The sequence below is a fragment of the Klebsiella pasteurii genome (assembly GCF_018139045.1).
GTDB lineage: Bacteria > Pseudomonadota > Gammaproteobacteria > Enterobacterales > Enterobacteriaceae > Klebsiella > Klebsiella grimontii.
Genome location: NZ_CP073236.1, coordinates 761,068 through 778,221 on the forward strand (window position 1 = coordinate 761,068; position 17,154 = coordinate 778,221).

14 protein-coding genes are annotated in these 17,154 nt (G+C 53.4%); 6 read left to right on the plus strand and 8 right to left on the minus strand.

Features of this window, described 5'->3' with window-relative positions; translation table 11 throughout:
* Positions 1-180: 180 nt before the first annotated feature.
* From KCG39_RS03645 to KCG39_RS03655, 3 genes are read left to right on the plus strand one after another with little or no spacing between them, the layout of a single operon-like run.
* Positions 181-2,820: a YdbH family protein gene (locus KCG39_RS03645; RefSeq protein WP_004121065.1), complete on the plus strand. Its 2,640-nt coding sequence runs from the start codon at positions 181-183 to the stop codon at positions 2,818-2,820.
* Positions 2,820-3,005: a YnbE family lipoprotein gene (locus tag KCG39_RS03650; protein WP_004121063.1), complete on the plus strand. Its 186-nt coding sequence runs from the start codon at positions 2,820-2,822 to the stop codon at positions 3,003-3,005. The genes KCG39_RS03645 and KCG39_RS03650 overlap by 1 nt, the downstream gene beginning before the upstream one ends.
* Before the next feature lie 7 nt (positions 3,006-3,012).
* A complete protein-coding gene (locus KCG39_RS03655; RefSeq protein WP_004121062.1) occupies positions 3,013-3,336 on the plus strand; it encodes a YdbL family probable chaperone protein in 324 nt (107 codons plus the stop codon).
* Here KCG39_RS03655 and feaR read toward each other — a convergent pair whose 3' ends face one another.
* The 4 genes from feaR to KCG39_RS03675 form a co-directional block, all read right to left on the minus strand.
* Positions 3,337-4,245 carry a transcriptional regulator FeaR gene (gene feaR / locus KCG39_RS03660; protein ID WP_087829540.1) on the minus strand — a complete coding sequence of 303 codons (909 nt, stop codon included), beginning with the start codon at positions 4,243-4,245 and terminating at the stop codon, positions 3,337-3,339.
* 1,110 nt (positions 4,246-5,355) lie between these two features.
* Complete coding sequence (locus KCG39_RS03665; protein ID WP_087829537.1) at positions 5,356-6,639, minus strand: arginine deiminase; 1,284 nt, start codon at positions 6,637-6,639, stop codon at positions 5,356-5,358.
* 14 nt (positions 6,640-6,653) lie between these two features.
* Positions 6,654-8,153: an amino acid permease gene (locus KCG39_RS03670; protein WP_087829534.1), complete on the minus strand. Its 1,500-nt coding sequence runs from the start codon at positions 8,151-8,153 to the stop codon at positions 6,654-6,656.
* Between the two features lie 117 nt (positions 8,154-8,270).
* Entirely contained in the window at positions 8,271-8,549 is a 279-nt protein-coding gene (locus KCG39_RS03675) for a hypothetical protein (protein ID WP_211811551.1), read from the minus strand.
* 700 nt (positions 8,550-9,249) lie between these two features.
* On the opposite strand from KCG39_RS03675, the gene KCG39_RS03680 reads away from it, so the two are divergent.
* Positions 9,250-9,708, plus strand: a complete 459-nt coding sequence (locus tag KCG39_RS03680) for an outer membrane lipoprotein (protein WP_049114307.1) — start codon at positions 9,250-9,252, stop codon at positions 9,706-9,708.
* Between the two features lie 237 nt (positions 9,709-9,945).
* Positions 9,946-11,445 (plus strand): aldehyde dehydrogenase family protein, encoded by a 1,500-nt coding sequence (locus tag KCG39_RS03685; protein ID WP_049114308.1) that lies wholly within the window; start codon positions 9,946-9,948, stop codon positions 11,443-11,445.
* A 170-nt stretch (positions 11,446-11,615) separates the two neighbouring features.
* On the opposite strand, the gene KCG39_RS03690 is transcribed toward KCG39_RS03685, so the two are convergent.
* From KCG39_RS03690 to KCG39_RS03705, 4 genes are read right to left on the minus strand one after another with little or no spacing between them, the layout of a single operon-like run.
* A complete protein-coding gene (locus KCG39_RS03690; protein WP_049080210.1) occupies positions 11,616-12,347 on the minus strand; it encodes a class II aldolase and adducin N-terminal domain-containing protein in 732 nt (243 codons plus the stop codon).
* 4 nt (positions 12,348-12,351) lie between these two features.
* Positions 12,352-13,182 (minus strand): ABC transporter substrate-binding protein, encoded by an 831-nt coding sequence (locus KCG39_RS03695; RefSeq protein ID WP_004121052.1) that lies wholly within the window; start codon positions 13,180-13,182, stop codon positions 12,352-12,354.
* Between the two features lie 23 nt (positions 13,183-13,205).
* On the minus strand, positions 13,206-14,078 hold the full coding sequence (locus KCG39_RS03700; protein WP_087829524.1) for a phytanoyl-CoA dioxygenase family protein: 873 nt from the start codon (positions 14,076-14,078) through the stop codon (positions 13,206-13,208).
* Positions 14,079-14,105: 27 nt separating this feature from the next.
* Positions 14,106-15,626, minus strand: coding sequence for an amino acid ABC transporter permease/ATP-binding protein (locus tag KCG39_RS03705; protein ID WP_004121048.1), 1,521 nt, complete (start codon positions 15,624-15,626; stop codon positions 14,106-14,108).
* 487 nt (positions 15,627-16,113) lie between these two features.
* On the opposite strand from KCG39_RS03705, the gene KCG39_RS03710 reads away from it, so the two are divergent.
* On the plus strand, positions 16,114-17,031 hold the full coding sequence (locus KCG39_RS03710) for a LysR family transcriptional regulator (RefSeq protein ID WP_004121046.1): 918 nt from the start codon (positions 16,114-16,116) through the stop codon (positions 17,029-17,031).
* Positions 17,032-17,154 lie beyond the last annotated feature (123 nt).

The window sequence follows — 17,154 nt, forward strand, 5'->3', positions numbered from 1 at the left end:
CGTTCGCAGGTGTAGACCAGTGTCGCAGGCGAAAACTAAACCCTGGTTAAATAGCTGGCTGGTGAATCACAGGGCGACGACTACGCTTAAACGGGATGGAAACTTTAACTCACAGGTCGAACGTGCCACAATAACGGCCTCTCGGCTTTTACTTATTTCGAATCAGGATATTAGCTGCCCATGAAGGGTAAATATAAAGCCGCCATCGCGCTATTATTAGCCCTCGTGCTGCTACCGCTGGCTTTGCTATTAACGCTCACCCACTGGGTGCCTACGCTGGCAGGCATTTGGCTACCTGCGGGAACCCGAATCTCACTCAATGAAAGCCCGCGGCTGACGCGCTCGTCGCTGCGTATTCCGGATCTGCGCTATCTGGTCGGCGACTGCGAAATCGCGCGCGTCGCCAATGCCTCGCTCTCGCGTCCCAGCCGCTGGCGTTTACATATCGGCGAGCTGGATATAAACAGCGCCTGCCTGAACAAGCTCCCGGAAAGCGAAGCCGCGCCGGGGGCGCCGAAAACCCTCGCCGAATGGCAATCAATGCTCCCTTATAGCTGGCTGACGATTGACAATCTGCGCCTGTCGCCGTGGGATAAATGGCAGGGGCGGCTGGTGATGTCGCTCACGCCGCAGCAGCAGGATATCGGCTATGCCGGGAAAGAGGTTACCCTCCAGGCGCGACTGCGCGGTCAGGCGCTGACGGTCAGCGACTTCTCCGCGCGTCTGGTGGAAGACCAGGCGCCGGTGAAGCTGGTGGGCGAGTTTCAGATGCCGCTGGTGCCGGACGGTTTGCCGGTCGATGGCCACTTGTTCAGCACCTTTGAATTTCCACAAACTCCCGGTCTGGTCGATGCCGAGCTGGAGTGGCAGAAGAACCGCGGGCAACTGCTGGTCACGCCGCGCGGTGAGGTGGAGCCGATGCTTGACCTGCCGTGGGAAATCACCCCGGATCGTATTACCATCAGCGATGGCCGCTGGCACACCGAATACGCGGGCAACGCGTTGAGCGGCCGCGTCGCGCTTTCGCTGGGCAACTGGCAGCAGGGCACCGAGCAGATGCAGGTCAGCGGGCGTCTTAACGTGCTCACTCAGGGTCAGGCCGGGAAGGGCAACGCCGTGCTGAATATCGGCCCCGGCAAGCTGAGTATGGACAGCAGCGACATGCCGCTACAGCTGACCGGCGAGGCTAAGCTCGGCGATCTGATTTTTTACGCCAAACTGCCCGCGCAGCTGAGTGGACCGCTTACCGCGCCGGTGCTCAACTTTCACCCCGGCGCGCTGCTGCGTTCGCGCGGGCGGGTCATCGATTCGTTGAATATTGATGAAATCCGCTGGCCGCTGGCGGGCGTCAAAGTGACGCAGCAGGGCGTTGATGGCCGCCTGCAGGCTATTTTACGCGCCCATGAACAGGAAATGGGCGATTTTACCCTGCATCTTGACGGTCAGGCCGACAACTTTATGCCCGACCGCGGCCGCTGGCAGTGGCGCTACTGGGGCGAGGGTCATTTCACCCCAATGCAGGCGCGCTGGGATGTGAAAGGCGCGGGCGAATGGGCCGACAGCGCCATCATGCTCAACAGCCTGTCGACCGGGTTCGATAAACTGCAGTACGGTTCCATGTTGGTAAGCGCGCCGCGTCTGACCCTGGAAAAACCGATCCGCTGGCTGCGCGATGGGCAGCATCCCAAACTGACCGGCGCGCTGTCGCTGGATGCCGGGAAAACCACCTTCAGCGGCGGCAGCGAACTGCCGCCGTCGACGCTGAAATTTAATATCGACGGTCGCGATCCGACCTGGTTCCAGTTCAACGGCTCCCTGCATGCGCAAAAAATTGGCCCCGTGCGCGTTACCGGGCGCTGGGACGGAGAACGTCTGCGCGGCGAAGCGTGGTGGCCAAAACAGTCGCTGACCGTTTTCCAGCCGCTGTTGCCGCCGGAGTGGAAGATGACCCTGCGTGAGGGAACGCTTTACGCGCAGGTGGCATTCTCCGCCGCAGCCGGGCAGGGCTTCGAGGCGGGAGGTCACGGGGTGCTCAAGGGCGGCAGCGCCTGGATGCCGGATAACCAGATCAACGGCGTCGATTTTGTGCTGCCGTTCCGTTTTAGCGACGGCACCTGGCAGCTTGGCACCCGCCATCCGGTATCGTTGCGCATTGGCGAAGTCGTCAACCAGTTCACCGCGCGCAATCTGACGGCAGATCTTCAGGGGGCCTGGCCCTGGAGTGAAGACGCGCCTTTACAGTTGAGTAACGTCAGCGTCGATATTCTCGGCGGCAAGCTGACCATGCAGCAACTGAGGATGCCGCAGCACGACCCGGCGCTGCTGCGTCTGCAAAATATCTCCAGCAGCGAATTAGTGAGTGCGATTAAAGTGAAGCAGTTCGCCGTCTCCGGCCCGTTTAACGGTGCGCTGCCTCTGTGGCTGGATAACGAAAAATGGATTATCAAAGACGGCTGGTTCAGCAATCCGGGGCCGATGACGATGCGCCTCGATAAAGACACCGCGGACGCGTTGGTGGCCGACAACGTCTCCGCCGGGGCGGCCATTAACTGGCTGCGATATATGGAGGTAGCCAGATCGTGGACGCGGATCAACCTCGATAACCTTGGCGTACTGACGCTGAAGGCAACGATTAGCGGCACCAGCCGGGTAGAAGGCAAAAGCAATACGGTGCACTTAAACTACTCCCATGAAGAGAATATTTTTGACCTGTGGCGCAGCTTGCGTTTCGGCGACAATCTGCAGGCGTGGCTGGAGCAGAACGCCAGGCTGCCCGCGCCGCGCTGTCAGGACAGTCATACCTGTAAGGAACAACAATAATGATCAAACTATTCGCCGCCTTTCTGGCCACCGCGCTGCTGGCGGGCTGTACGCCGCGTATTGAAATCGCGGCATCGAAAGAGCCGATCACCATCAATATGAATGTCAAAATTGAGCATGAAATTCATATTAAGCTGGATAAGGACGTTGAGAATCTGCTCAAATCGCGTAGCGATCTGTTCTGAGGCGATGATGAGAATACGACTGATAACCACGACGCTGGCGCTGGTGCTGTTCAGCGCTCAGGCGCTGGCCCTGACCCTCAATGAAGCTCGCCAGCAGGGGCGGGTCGGCGAAACCCTCAACGGCTATCTTGAACCGCTGCGTCAGGATAAAGAAACCCTTGAGCTGGTGAAGCAGATCAACGCCGCCCGCAGCGACAGCTATCAGCAGCTGGCGGATGACAATAATCTACCGGTGGATCAGGTGGCGAAAATGGCCGGTCAGAAGCTGGTCGCCAGGGCGCAGCCGGGCGAGTACGTGAAGGGCCTTAACGGCAAATGGCTGAAAAAATAGCTATCGGCAGCGCTTGCGATACTCACCCGGCGAGACGCCGAAGCGCTGCTTAAAGGCGGTGGAAAAATGGCTATGATCGCTGAAGCCCCAGCTGTAGCCGATCCCCGCCAGCTTTTCGTCATCATGGGCGCTTTGCAGCGCGCGGGCGCACAAATCGAGCCGACGATTCTTGATATATTGCGCCACCACTAGCCCCTTTTCCGCAAACAGCCGGTAAAGACTGCGCACCGACATGCCGGTTTCGCTGGCCAGCCACTCCGGGCGCAGATGTTCCGCCTGAATCGACTCATCGATTAACGCCATGATTTTCTGAAACTGCTTATCGCGCCGGGACGGCTGGGCCTCCTGATGATGCAGCATCGGACGCAGCAGGCAGACGATGGCCTCCAGCGCCGCTTTGCTTTCGCTGGCCGAGAGTTCAGGGCTGTTCATGCTTTCATGCAGCAGGCGCTGGCTGAGCTGGACCATCGGCAGGCTTTTCGCCAGCCGGGTAGCGATGCTGATTTCACTGCCGCGCAGCTGCTGCTCCAGCAGCGATCTTGGCAGCAGCAGGGAGGCCTGGCGCGAGGTTTGCTGCCAGATAATCGAGCATGGACGAGATGCGTCAATCAGGGTGATATCGCCGCTCTCCAGCATCGCCTGACGGCCATCCTGCTCAATCGTCGCCTGGCCCGCGAGCTGGAAGACGGTATAAAACCAGGCGTCGTTATCGCGCTGGATCTCTTGTCGGGTACGGTAGAGATTAATGCTGCGGGCGGTCACCGTGCTGACTTTCAGGTCGCCCGCGTAGCTGGCGTCGATCTCACCGTGGAAATTATCATCCAGCGGACGGGCGGCGAACTGCCCGCAGACCTGATTGATTTTTGCTAACCAATGCTGGTAATTCTGCCCACGATTTACCGTACTCATCGCGCGTCCTTTGTAATGATAATGTTTTTGCATTGTTGCACTTATGATGCCGGAGGCAAGGGTCAAAGGCGGAGTATATGAAAGAACTATTACCTGGATCACAGTATTATTATAAAAAAATATTACGTAACACGTTTACTCTGTCACCGCAAATCCGTTATGAAATTTAACAGGGTAAAATAAAAGGAGACATGATTAGTGGAGAGGCAAAAAAGAAATAGTACGTTATAAACATTGAATAGAGGGCTGTGTCATCCCTCTATGATTAGAATGTTCAGGAGTGACACAGAATTACACACACCGATATATGGCAGTTGGCAAGTAAAATCAGAAGGGTAATTCCTTGGGCACTTTCTGAAAATAGGGGCTATATCCTAATGATATTACAATCGGGAATGCGATTAATTACATGTGCACCATGGTATACTCTTCATGTCTATCGGGTCACATTAAGGTTCGAAATATTCATTAGTGCCAATACAATACGGAGTTGTTATAGTATAGGCTCACGCAAAATGTGGGACCCTGTTATTCCATTTTGCATAGCATCTCCTGGCGCATCAAACCCAGATCTTGTCCATGATTTATTCCTCGCCACTGCATTTTTGCGTCTTGTCCAAAGTTGATCTAGCTGTTTCGCTTGACGCTCCTGCGGTTCGGGCCGCTGAGATGATTGTTTTACACCAAGGGGACTCAACGTGGATTTTTCCATAAAATTCTCCTGTCTGAATTTTTGCAGACGTTATCTGTTATTCATTAATGCTGAGTGGATATTAGCATTATCAGAAGAGAATTTATTTCAGCCTTTGTTTATCTTTGTAAATATATAAAATGCTTCTGAAATCCACTTTAGATAAAATACAGTCGAGGGAGATCCCAGTCTGGGGGATGTTATCCGCAGTTGTCATTGCGCAATGATAAATAATCTTGGGGCTAACTACTATACCTGCAGCCGTTGTCGATATCATAATATATTCTGCAGGCCATTAATGAATCAGTGCAGGGAGCAAATAATATTATTGTTCCTGCACAGTTCATCATGATAGCGATTATACTTTTACCATCCTGCTGGCGACTTCCGCAGAATGATAAAAGGAATTATATTTATGATTAATAATCAATGGGCTCGCGAATAATAGGGCAGGTCATGCAGTGACCGCCGCCGCGACCGCGGCCTAATTCGCTGCCAACAATGGTGATCACCTCAACACCGCTTTTCCGCAGTTGTGCATTAGTCTTGGTATTTCGGTCATAGGCCACGACCACACCAGGCTCAAGCGCAACCATATTCGCGCCGCTATCCCACTGCTGACGTTCCATGTCGTAGTCATTTCCGGCAGTTTCCACAACTCTTAATTGTTTGAGATTTAGCGCGTGGGCTACCGCGTCTACAAAATTATCTTCATCCCTGGTTAACCGTATTCCGTGCGGCGATCTTTCATCAGGTCGCAATGAAAACGTTTTGATTTGATTAACAATTGGGGGATAAAGCGTGACGAGGTCCCGGTCGCAGAAGGTAAAAACGGTATCAAGATGCATCGCGGCTCGAAGCTTTGGCATGGCGGCAATCATCACCCTCTCAATACCCGAATGCTGATCCGCAAAGAGCGCTTGCGCAAGCTGTGCTATCGCCTGGTAAGAGGTGCGCTCGCTCATGCCAATTAACACTGTTTTATTACCGATCGGCATGACGTCACCACCTTCAAGGGTAGCCGTACCGTGGTGGACCGTTGGATCGCCGTACCACACGTTAACCTTGCCAGCGAAATCAGGATGGAACTGGTAAACGGAAGCCGCAAGCACCGTCTCTTCATGACGGGCTGGCCAGTAGAGGGGATTAAGAGTAACGCCGCCATTGATCCAGCAGGTGGTATCGCGGGTGTAAAGCGCATTAGGTAAAGGAGGAAGTAGGTACTGACTCTGTGCAATAGCGGCATGGAGAAGTCTGCATTCTTCTTTATCGTATTTTCCACCTGAGACGTGTTGCAGTTCCAGCGTTGAAAGGCCGCCAAGTAGAGTCTGCGCGAGTTCGCGGGCGGAAATATTATCGAGAAAGTCTCGTGTTTCATCTATCAGACTCAAGGGGACTTCATCAGGTACCACTTGTAAATCCAGAATCCATTTTCGCGCCAGAGGATTTTTTACCGTTTCTTCCAGCAATTGATGGAACTCAACAACCTCAACCTCGCGCTCACGCATTTTATTCATAAAATCGAAGTGATCGCGTTTGGCGTTCGCTACCCACAGAACATCGTCAAACAACATACGGTCACAATTCCCCGGCGTAAGGCGTTCATGCGCCATTCCCGGTGAACACACCATGACTTTTTTTAATTTACCGACCTCTGAATAAACGCCAAAGGCGGGTGATATGTTTTTATTTTCAGTAAGCATAATATTTCCGTTTATTAAATTTGAATAAGTCCCGTTGCAATAGCATAGATACCGATGATGGCTCCTGACATCAGCATGGCAAACAGAAGACGCTCATGCCTGGTAAAAACTTTCGTCAAATTTTCTTTTCTCGCGAAATAGAAAAGAATAGTTCCCGGGCCGTAAATAATGGTAGAAAGTAAAAGATATTTCACGCCGCCAGCGTAAATCATCATCAGCGAATAAATCAGGGCAATGGTGGACAGTATCAGCCCCTTTCTTATCCCTGTTCCAGAGCCGGAGTAAGATTCCCCGGTTAACGCAAGCTTTAAAGCATATGCGCTGACGAGGAAATAAGGAATTAAGGTCAGCGAGCTGGTTAACTCCAGTGCCAGCTGGAAGGCGTAGTCGGTGAACAGCGTGATGATTAAAAAAACCTGAATAAATATGTTGGTCAGCCAGACAGCCTTATATGGAACCCGGTTAGCGTTCTCTTTAGCCAATATTTTTGGCATCAGTCCGGATTTTGCTGCGCTGTATAACACTTCTGCTGCCAGTAATGACCAGGAGAGATAGGCGCCTAAAACCGATATGACCAGGGCAATACTGATAAAAATCATCCCCGGACGACCCACAATTGTCTCCAGTACCCCTGCCATCGAAGGTTGACGAAGCGCGGCAAGCTCAGGTCGTAAAAGTACCCCATATGAGAGGAGAGTGACCAGACACAGAATGCACAGGACGCCGATAAAACCGAACACCGTGGCGGTACCGATATGGCTACGTTTTTTCGCCAGGCGGGAATACACGCTCGCCCCCTCTATCCCGAGAAAGACGAATACCGTCACCAGCATAGTATTGCGGACCTGCGAAAATAAGGACTCGTGCGCATTGTCAGGCGCGGCGATATAGTGCATAAGGTCATGGTACCCTTCAGAGAGGGTATGGGAGTGAATGTCCTTGATGTCGGATCCCCCCCAGAAGTTAACGGTGAAAATGTCAGCGTTGAACGCGAACATTAGAACGATAATAAAGACACCTATCGGAATAATTTTGGCCCAGGTGACCACCGTATTAATAATTGCAGCTTCTTTTACGCCCCTTAATACCAGAATATGGAAACACCACAGAACAACAGAGGCAGTGAGAATCGCGTATAAAGTATTGCCATCCCCAAAGATGGGTGAGAATGTGCCGAGGGTTGATTTTATCAGCACAAAATAAGATACGTTGCCGATACAGGTCCCCGCCCAAAAACCGAGCGCGGAAGTAAACCCAAGGTAATTCCCGAATCCTTCTTTAGCGTAAATAAATATACCCGAATCCAGATGCGGTTTTCTTGTGGCCAGAGTCTGAAAGACCAGGGCGAGGGTTAACATTCCCCCTCCAGCGATACACCACGCGATGATGGCACCAAGCCCGCCCGCTGCGCGCCCGAAAGTAGCGGGAAGTGAAAATATTCCTGCACCAATCATCGAACCGACCACCAACGCGGTCAGGGCAGGCAAAGACAACTTTGCATCTGATTTATTCATGATTGAAAATCTTGCTCGTATAAATTAATGATAAAACGCTTCTCGCAGCAGATTGTCTGCGTAAGTCCATACCGATAAAATGAGGTGGCATCCCGTCAGATGAAACATCATATAATGTTAAAGTCCGGTATAAATCAGCGTGAAAAAACGGATATTGACAGTGATGGCCAGCATCACCAGCATAGACAGAACAAACATTATGCCCATGCGCATAGACGCTATTTTTTTCTCATATAAGTTGAGATCTTTATTTTTATGTATTTTTCTGCGTTGATAGATAAACATAATGCATAGCGAGATATAAAGTACGGGAGAAATAAGGTGAAGGTAGCCATAAGACCACAATAACAGTTCACTGGTGCCCATGGCGATAAGCCAGGCTATAATAAACAACATATCAAACCCTTTTATAAATGTTTTTAATGAAATTTCGACTTTAAGTAGAAAAAAATGGAAAAAATGACATCTACGAAAATCCATAGGCCGCTTAGTAATGCGATATTTTTAATCGCACCTATCCAGAATGTCGTATCGTGACGCATTCGATGTTCAGTGAATGGGGATGAGGAACTAAAATATAGTGTGTAAATACTGATGGTTAGCATTAACACATTCACTATAATGAATGCGATAAATACAATGCTGTTGATGCTTTTTTTTCTCTTCGGTTTATTTTTCATAATGTTCACGCAATGGGTTTTCGCTTTATTAACCAGATATTAGTGATCTATATTAAACGGATATTAAACAAGGGAGGCTGGCTTTTTGATCAGAATCAATTTAACGAACATTAAAAAACCATAGAGAGTCGTTTAAGGATTGTTTAACAAAGCATGATATTGTGCCGTTATCTTACATGTAGTTCGCTTATTAAACTAACAAAGAGAGTTTTAGTCAGGTGGAGGATATGTTGTCAATGATCGTGTCTGTGATTGTAGGATGTTGAATTGATATCAGTTAAAAATGCCTGCTCAGAACAATAGGGGCTGTTTATACGCTGAAATATAGGCATTGCCAATATTTTGATGAATTTCAATGGGCCAGCTATTTGCATGGTTATTTTAATATTTCATAATTGTTACGAGTGACAAGGTTAATGCGCCGGAATATCGTCATTGCTGTGATTTTTTTACTCACAATCGTCGGGTGTAGAGGATCTTCAATTGATGCCGATAATAATATGGAAAATACTTTTTATACACAAGAAATACCCCCCTCATACGGTATTGTTACTGGTGTAAACTATATAACTCTCCAAAACGATACGGGTTACAATACTGTAGGTACCGTTAGCGGCGGGGCTCTCGGTGGTATTACCGGATATACCCTTACTGGTCAGCGCCAGGTGATAGTGGGTGTTGCTGCCGCTGGCGTGTTGGCCGGGCAAGCAGTACAGAGACGGTTGGCTCGTAGCCAGCTTGTTGAGTTGTTTATCAGACCCACTGATGGACGTGATTTTGTTATTGTCCAGCCAACAAGAGGAACGCCTTTTTTCGTCGGACAGAAAGTCAAGGTCGCTTATCGACGAGGCAACATTGTCATTTTTCCCGGATAAATGAGTAGCGTATCAAGGTTAATATAACGGCAAGAGAGGATATCGTCATTGAATGCGTCCTCGGGTATCTCAATCAGGCCTGGCCAGCCGGCGTTTTTCAATAATGTTGCCTGTCCACCCATCGACTTAATTGCGGCGCCTGTCACAGCGGCAACAGCGAATGTCACAGAGAAAAAAGCGTGAATCGCGACCCCGGCATAAACTGAAACCACTATCCGTGAACAATAAGGAAGGGGTATGTCCACATCACAGGTCGCGCTACTCGCCAGCGTGCAGCAGTTTCTAGACAGACAGCATGGGTTGTATCTCGACGGTGCGCAGCAGGCGGCAGAGAGCGAAAAGCGTTTAACCGTCTGGGATCCGGCCACCGGTCAGGCTATCGCCAGCACCGCGGATGCTAACGCCGCGGATGTCGATCGGGCGGTGATGTCCGCCTGGCGTGCTTTCGTTTCCCGCAGCTGGGCAGGGCGGACGCCCGCCGACCGCGAACGGATCCTGCTGCGCTTCGCCGATTTGGTGGAGCAGCACGGCGAGGAGCTGGCGCAGCTGGAGACCCTGGAACAGGGAAAATCGATTAACATTTCCCGCGCCTTTGAAGTGGGCTGCACGCTGAACTGGATGCGCTATACCGCCGGGCTGACCACTAAAATCAGCGGCCGCACCCTCGACGTATCGATTCCCTTCCCACCGGGGGCGCGCTATCAGGCGTGGACCAAAAAAGAGCCGGTGGGCGTGGTGGCCGGGATCGTGCCGTGGAACTTCCCGCTGATGATCGGCATGTGGAAAGTGATGCCCGCGCTGGCGGCTGGCTGCTCAATCGTCATTAAGCCGTCGGAAACCACCCCGCTGACCCTGCTGCGGGTGGCGGAACTGGCAACCGAGGCCGGCGTGCCCGACGGCGTTTTTAACGTGGTGACCGGCAGCGGCGCCGGATGCGGCGCGGCGCTGACCTCGCATCCGCAGGTCGCCAAGGTGAGCTTTACCGGATCGACCGCTACCGGTAAACAGATTGCCCGCGTGGCCGCCGATCGCCTGACCCGGGTCACGCTAGAGCTGGGCGGCAAGAACCCGGCTATCGTGCTGAAAGATGCCGATCCGCAGTGGGTTATTGAGGGATTAATGACCGGTAGCTTTCTGAATCAGGGGCAGGTGTGCGCCGCCAGTTCGCGAATTTATATCGAAGCGCCGCTGTTCGATACGCTGGTGAGCGGCTTTGAGCAGGCGGTGAAGTCGCTACAGGTCGGACCCGGAATGCTCGAGAGCAGCCAGATTAACCCGGTGGTGTCGCAGGCGCACTGCGCGAAAGTGGCGGCTTATCTTGATGAAGCCCGTCAGCAGAAGGCAGAGCTGATTAGCGGTCACGTGGGGCCGGATGCGCAGGGCTACTATATTGCGCCAACGCTGGTGATTAATCCCGACGCCGGGCTGCGCCTTAGCCGGGAAGAGGTTTTCGGCCCGGTGGTGAACCTGGTGCGCGTGGCCGACGGCGAAGAGGCGCTGCGTCTGGCCAACGACAGCGATTTTGGCCTGACCGCCAGCGTCTGGACCCGCGATCTGAGTCAGGCGCTGAGCTATACCGATCGCCTGCAGGCGGGGACGGTGTGGGTCAACAGCCATACGCTGATCGACGCCAACCTGCCGTTCGGCGGCATGAAGCAGTCCGGCACCGGCCGCGATTTCGGCCCCGACTGGCTGGACGACTGGTGCGAAACAAAGTCGGTTTGCGTGCGCTACTAGCCGCCTGTTCCCCGGTGGGGGCTGGCGCCTCACCGGGGCTACACGCGCGTAACTTGCGGATTCTGTCGCCAGGCCTACGGCAAAATCCGCACCTCGATACCTCAAATCCGCCTCATCTCCGTATGCCCGGTTGCGCCTGCCGCCGGGCGCCTTTTTCCAGGAGTAAGCCGTCAGTCCAGCAAGGAAGGGTCGGCGTCGATCATCATCTGCTTCATCTCTGCAAAATGCTGGCGTGAAAAGTCGGCGATCCCCTCCCAGTCCTGCGCGGTTTTCTCCGCCACCGCATCGGAGAGCACTTTCAGCGGCTGCCCCGTTGACCACGCGGTCACTAGAATCTGACAGGCGCGCTCCAGAGTCCAGATATCATCGAAAGCCTCGCCAATCGACGGCGCGGTCACCAGTACGCCGTGGTTGCCCATCAGCAGCCGGCGCTTGTCGGCCAGCAGCGACGCCAGACGCGCGCCTTCCGCCGTGGTATCCGCCATGCCGCCGTATAACCTATCGACGGCTATCCGATTGAAATAGCGCGCCGTGTTCTGATCGATCGGCGGGATATGCGGTGTCTCGAGGCAAGCGATGCTGGTGGTATACACCGGATGCAGGTGCAGCACCACCCGCACCTCCGGCAGGCGCTGGTGGATTTGCCCGTGAATCGCCCACGCCGTGGCGTCGACGTCAGATCGCCGGGCGCAGGCTTCATCATCGGCGTCCAGCAGCAACAGGTCGCTGGCGCGGATGCGCGAAAAGTGTTTCCATTTCGGATTCAGCAGGAATTTTTTGCCGTCTGCCGAGATGGCCGCGCTAAAGTGGTTGGCCACCGCCTCGTGCATCCCGAGATGGGCGATGATACGAAAGGTCGCCGCCAGGTCGATGCGCGTCTGTTCTTCATAAGACCGGGCCATGTCGTTACTCCGCTTTTGGCATCAGGGTTTGCAGGTCCTCCGGCGTCGGCGCCTGGAAGTTATATTTTTTCAGCAGCGCGGCATATTCCGGCGTCGCGCTGTATTTCTTCAGTCCTTCCTCCAGCGCGGTTTTCACTTCGCTATTGCCTTTTTTCACCCCAAAGCCATTGAGCACCGGATAAATTAAGGTTTCGGAAGAGATTGTCACCCGATCGCCAAGCTTATCAATCACGCCGCGCGCCACCGCCGCATCGGTGATTTGCGCCTCAACCGCCCGCGACAGCAGCGCCTGGGTGGTTTGCGGGTCGGTGGTGTATTCGCTAAGCGCTATTGGCTTCAGGCCCTTTTTCACGCAGTAGTCGGCGGAGAGCTTTTGCAACTGCGCCAGCCAAGAGGTCGCGCCCATAGAGCCAATTTTATGACCGCAAAACTCTTCCGGCGTTTTCGGCTGATAGTCGCTGCCTTTCAGCGCGAGGATCGCTTCGCCGCTTTTCAGATAGGGCACCATATCGATAACCTTCAGACGCTCGGCGGTGATGTACATCGACGAGTTAGTAATATCGAAGCGTCCGCCCTGCAAACCAGGAATCAAATTCGGAAACCGGGTATCAATATTCACCGCCTCGCGGCCCATGGTTTTTGCCAGCCCGGCAAGAAACTCGATATCGAACCCGGCGGGCTTGTTGTTTTCCATATATTCATACGGGAAAAAGGTCATATCCGAACCGGCGGTAATTTTCCCCGGCTGCTGGAAGGCCAGGGCGCTAAAGGACGACAGGGCGCCAGCGGCGCAAAGGAGCAGGACAGCAGGGCGCAAAGCATTAATACGTTTCATAGAACCTCCAAAAAGTGGGCAAATTACATGCTGGCGCGATCGGTACCGGCCTGCTGGACAAAAAAGGATGCGCCGCGCGGTTTTTGCGGCAGACGTAAATGATTAACGGTACTACGCACCAGGCCGCTCTCTTCACCGGCAACCATCTGCCCGGCGTGAACGCTGGGCAGCGGATTTTCACCGAACGGCAGGGCATCTTCCGCCGCGTAGACGCTGATAAACAGCGTGCGCGGGAGATCGGTTTCATTAGGGCTGGAGGCGTGAAGCAGGCGGGTATGCATAAAGCACACCGAACCCGCCGGGCCGAAACAGGCCTGCGGATGCTGGCAGTGGGCTTCTTCTACCTGCGGGGCCACGGCGCCGGTAAAACGCTCGTTTTGCCAGTGGGACCACAGCGGTCCCTGGTGGCTTCCCGGGACCACGTTGAGCGGACCGTTTTCTGGCGTCACTTCGCTAACCATCAATAGGGCAGTGATAATGTCGTCGTTGCTGTGGGGAGTGAACAGAAAATCCTGATGCCATTTCACCTGCGTGGCGGTGTGCGGCAGTTTGGAGTTGATTTTGCTGTGATGAAAGCGGGTCCCGCTGCCGCCGATGAGCTGGCCGGCAATCGCCGCCATCCGCGAATTAAAGGCGGCGTGGCGGTAGGCGGCGGAAATCTCGGTGGGCGAACTGACCCGGCGCAGCGAGGGGTGGTTCGGCGCGTGATCGCTTTCGAGGTCGAAGCGCGGACGGCCGTCCAGGGTTTCTCCCCACGCCTCGCTATGCTGGCGGCTCTCTTCGACCCATGCGTCGAAATCGGTCTGCAGCAGAGCCACCTCCTCGGCGGAGAGCACCTCTTCAACAACCAGAAAACCCTGCTGATGAAACTGTTCGATTTGCCACTGCGCGATCATATTTTTCTCCTTTCAGGAACGGAAGCGTTAAGCCAAAGAGACATCTTTCAGGAAGGCGTCCACGCGCGGATGCTGGCCATCGCGCATTGCCTGAGGCGTGTCGTCGCAGACCACGCGTCCTTTTTCCATAAACACAATTCGATCGGAAACCTTAAAGGCGAAGTTCATCTCATGGGTGACGATCACCATGGTGATACCTTCATGGGCCAGCGATTCGATAACCTGCAGAACCTCGTTAACCTTTTCCGGATCCAGCGCCGAGGTGGGTTCATCGAACAGCATAATTTGCGGACGCATCATCAGAGCGCGGGCAATCGCCACCCGCTGCTGCTGGCCGCCCGAAAGCTGATGCGGATATTTCCACGCGTGTTCCAGCATCCCGACTTTATGCAGCAACTCGCAGGCGTGCTGCTTGAGCTCGCCTTCGCTGGCCAGATGGTGATAGCGCGGTGCCAGCAACAGGTTGCCGAGCACGGTCAGGTGGGGGAACAGGTTGAAGCTCTGGAAGACCATGCCGATATTCTGGCGATGCTCGCTGTTCTCCATAAAACGCGGCTTCTGCTGCCCCTGGCGCTCGAGGTGAATAAATGGCTGACCGTTAATTTTGATCTCGCCGTTATCGATCTGCTCAAGGCCGTTCAGCAGGCGGATCAGCGTGGTCTTACCGGAACCGGACGGGCCGATGACGGAGACGACTTCGCCGGGCTGAATTTGCAGGCTGACCGCGCCCAGCACTTCGACATTGTTATAGGCTTTATGCAATTTAGACGCCTGCAGCGCTGGCTCCTGCGCCACGCTGACGCTGCGGGCCATTGCCGGACGTCGCGCCGTGGCCAGCTTCTGCATTTCTTCATCCACCGGGCGCGTGGTTTTACGTTGCGTGACGTCGAGCCAGGTCTCGAGACGCTTAAGCAGAAAATCAAATACCGTGACGATCAGGATGTAGTAAAACGCTACCGCCGCCATGGTCTCCATGACGAGGAAATTCTGCGAATAGAGGCGCTGGCCGACCATTAGGATCTCGGTCAGGGAGATAACCGACACCAGCGAGCTGAGCTTGACGATGGCGATATACTCATTGGCCAGCGCCGGTAGGGCGACGCGCAGCGCCTGCGGGATCACCACGCGCCACTGGGTGCCGGCATAGCGCAGCCCGAGCGCGCGGGCGGCTTCGCTCTGTCCTTTCGGAATCGACAGCAGCCCGCCGCGATGAATTTCAGCAATATAGGCGGCTTCGCTCAGCACCATCGCCAGCAGCCCGGCCCAGAACGGGTCGTTCAGCACCGGCGCGAAGGAGGGCAGCGCCTGCGGCATGTTGTAGACAAAAATCAGCAGCACCAGCAGCGGCATGCTGCGAAACAGCCAGATATAGAGGCGGGCAGGCGCGTTAAACAGCTTGCGCGGCGACTGTTTGGCCAGCGCCAGAATGAATCCCAGCACAATGCTGAAAGCCCAGGTCAGCAAACTTAATTTGATGACGGTCCAGGTGGCCTGCCAGAAATCGACATCGCTGAGCAGGCTTAACATATAGTTCCAGTTAAACGTCATGGGCTATTTCACTCGCCATAATTAACGGAAATTAAGGCGATTCCCCTGTTCTAAAATGGGGAGCCGCCGGCGTTCATCTTGCCCTGACACTATGCTGGCACTGTTCGACCGGTGGCAATTAGTAAATTTTTGGCCTTTAAGTTTAAAAAAACTATACAGCTATATTAACCTCAAGGAATTTAACGCAATTAATGAGAAACAGCATTGAAACAACTTAAAAACAATCACCGTTATTTTTAAACCTGATTTTTTGCAAAACGGTATTTTGTGCAATATTGGGGCATGTTGCGGGCAAATAAGGTGCAGGGTGATTCTTTATGGTGCAATACGCGAAATCAGGAAAATAAAGAGGGCGGGTAATTAAATAGAGGCGGCGGTTATTTGCCGACGATATAGAGCGCAAAGAGCATGGCACGATGCTTGCAGACTGCTTATCGTAAAACTAAGCCCGTTCGCAATAAGACAATATTTTATCAATGGTGACGCGATGAACCGATTTACCCTCAAACAGCTTAAGTATTTCGTGACGGTGGTGGAAACGGAGAGTATCGCCGAGGCTTCCCGCCAGCTACATATTGCCCAGCCGTCGATCTCCATTGCCATCAAAAATCTGGAAAGCACCTTCGACCAGCAGCTGTTTATTCGCCACCACGCGCAGGGCGTATCCCTGACCTCAAGCGGGCGGCGCTTCTACGATAAAGCCAAAGAGCTGCTGCGGCTATCGTATGAGTTTGAGCAGAACTCGCGGGCGGATAAAGAGCTGGTATCCGGGACCATTTCCGTCGGCTGCTTTGAATCCGTCGCGCCGCTGTATATGCCAAAACTGGTGGCGGGATTTAAAAAAATGTATCCCGAGATCACACTCCAGCTCTACGACGGTGAGCAACATGAGCTGATGCACGGCCTGCATCGCGGGCGTTTCGATCTGGCGCTGGTTTATGATCTTGAATTAGGGCATTCCATTCATAAAGAGCTGCTCAATGCCCCGCATAAACCCTATGCATTGCTGCCTGCATCTCATCCACTGGCACAGAAAAAAAGCGTCACGCTGCAGGAGTTAAGTCGTGAACCGATGATTTTGCTCGATGCGGTCCCCAGCAAAAACTATTTTGTCTCAATATTTAAAGAGAAAGGTTATCACCCGGAAGTGGCCTATAGTTCGCCCTCAATTGAAATGGTGCGCTGTATGGTCGGTCAGGGATTAGGCTTTTCGGTACTGGTTACCCGTCCGCTATGCGATACGACCTATGACGGTGAAAAGCTGGTGCAGTTGGATATTGCCGACGAGATGCCCGCATCGACATTAATTATGGCGCACCTTGCCAATAATGAACCCACGCGCCCGACGCAGCTTTTTATGGATTATTGTCGCAGCATGGAATTAACGCCGCATCAGCACGCGTAATGTAATTAACGCGGCCGCAAGCGTTATTTTCCCGCTGCGTTATCCAGCCTCGTAAATTTCTATTCAGACGATCGTTTTATAATAATTTACCATTTCATCACACTTACTTAACCTGAGTTCTGT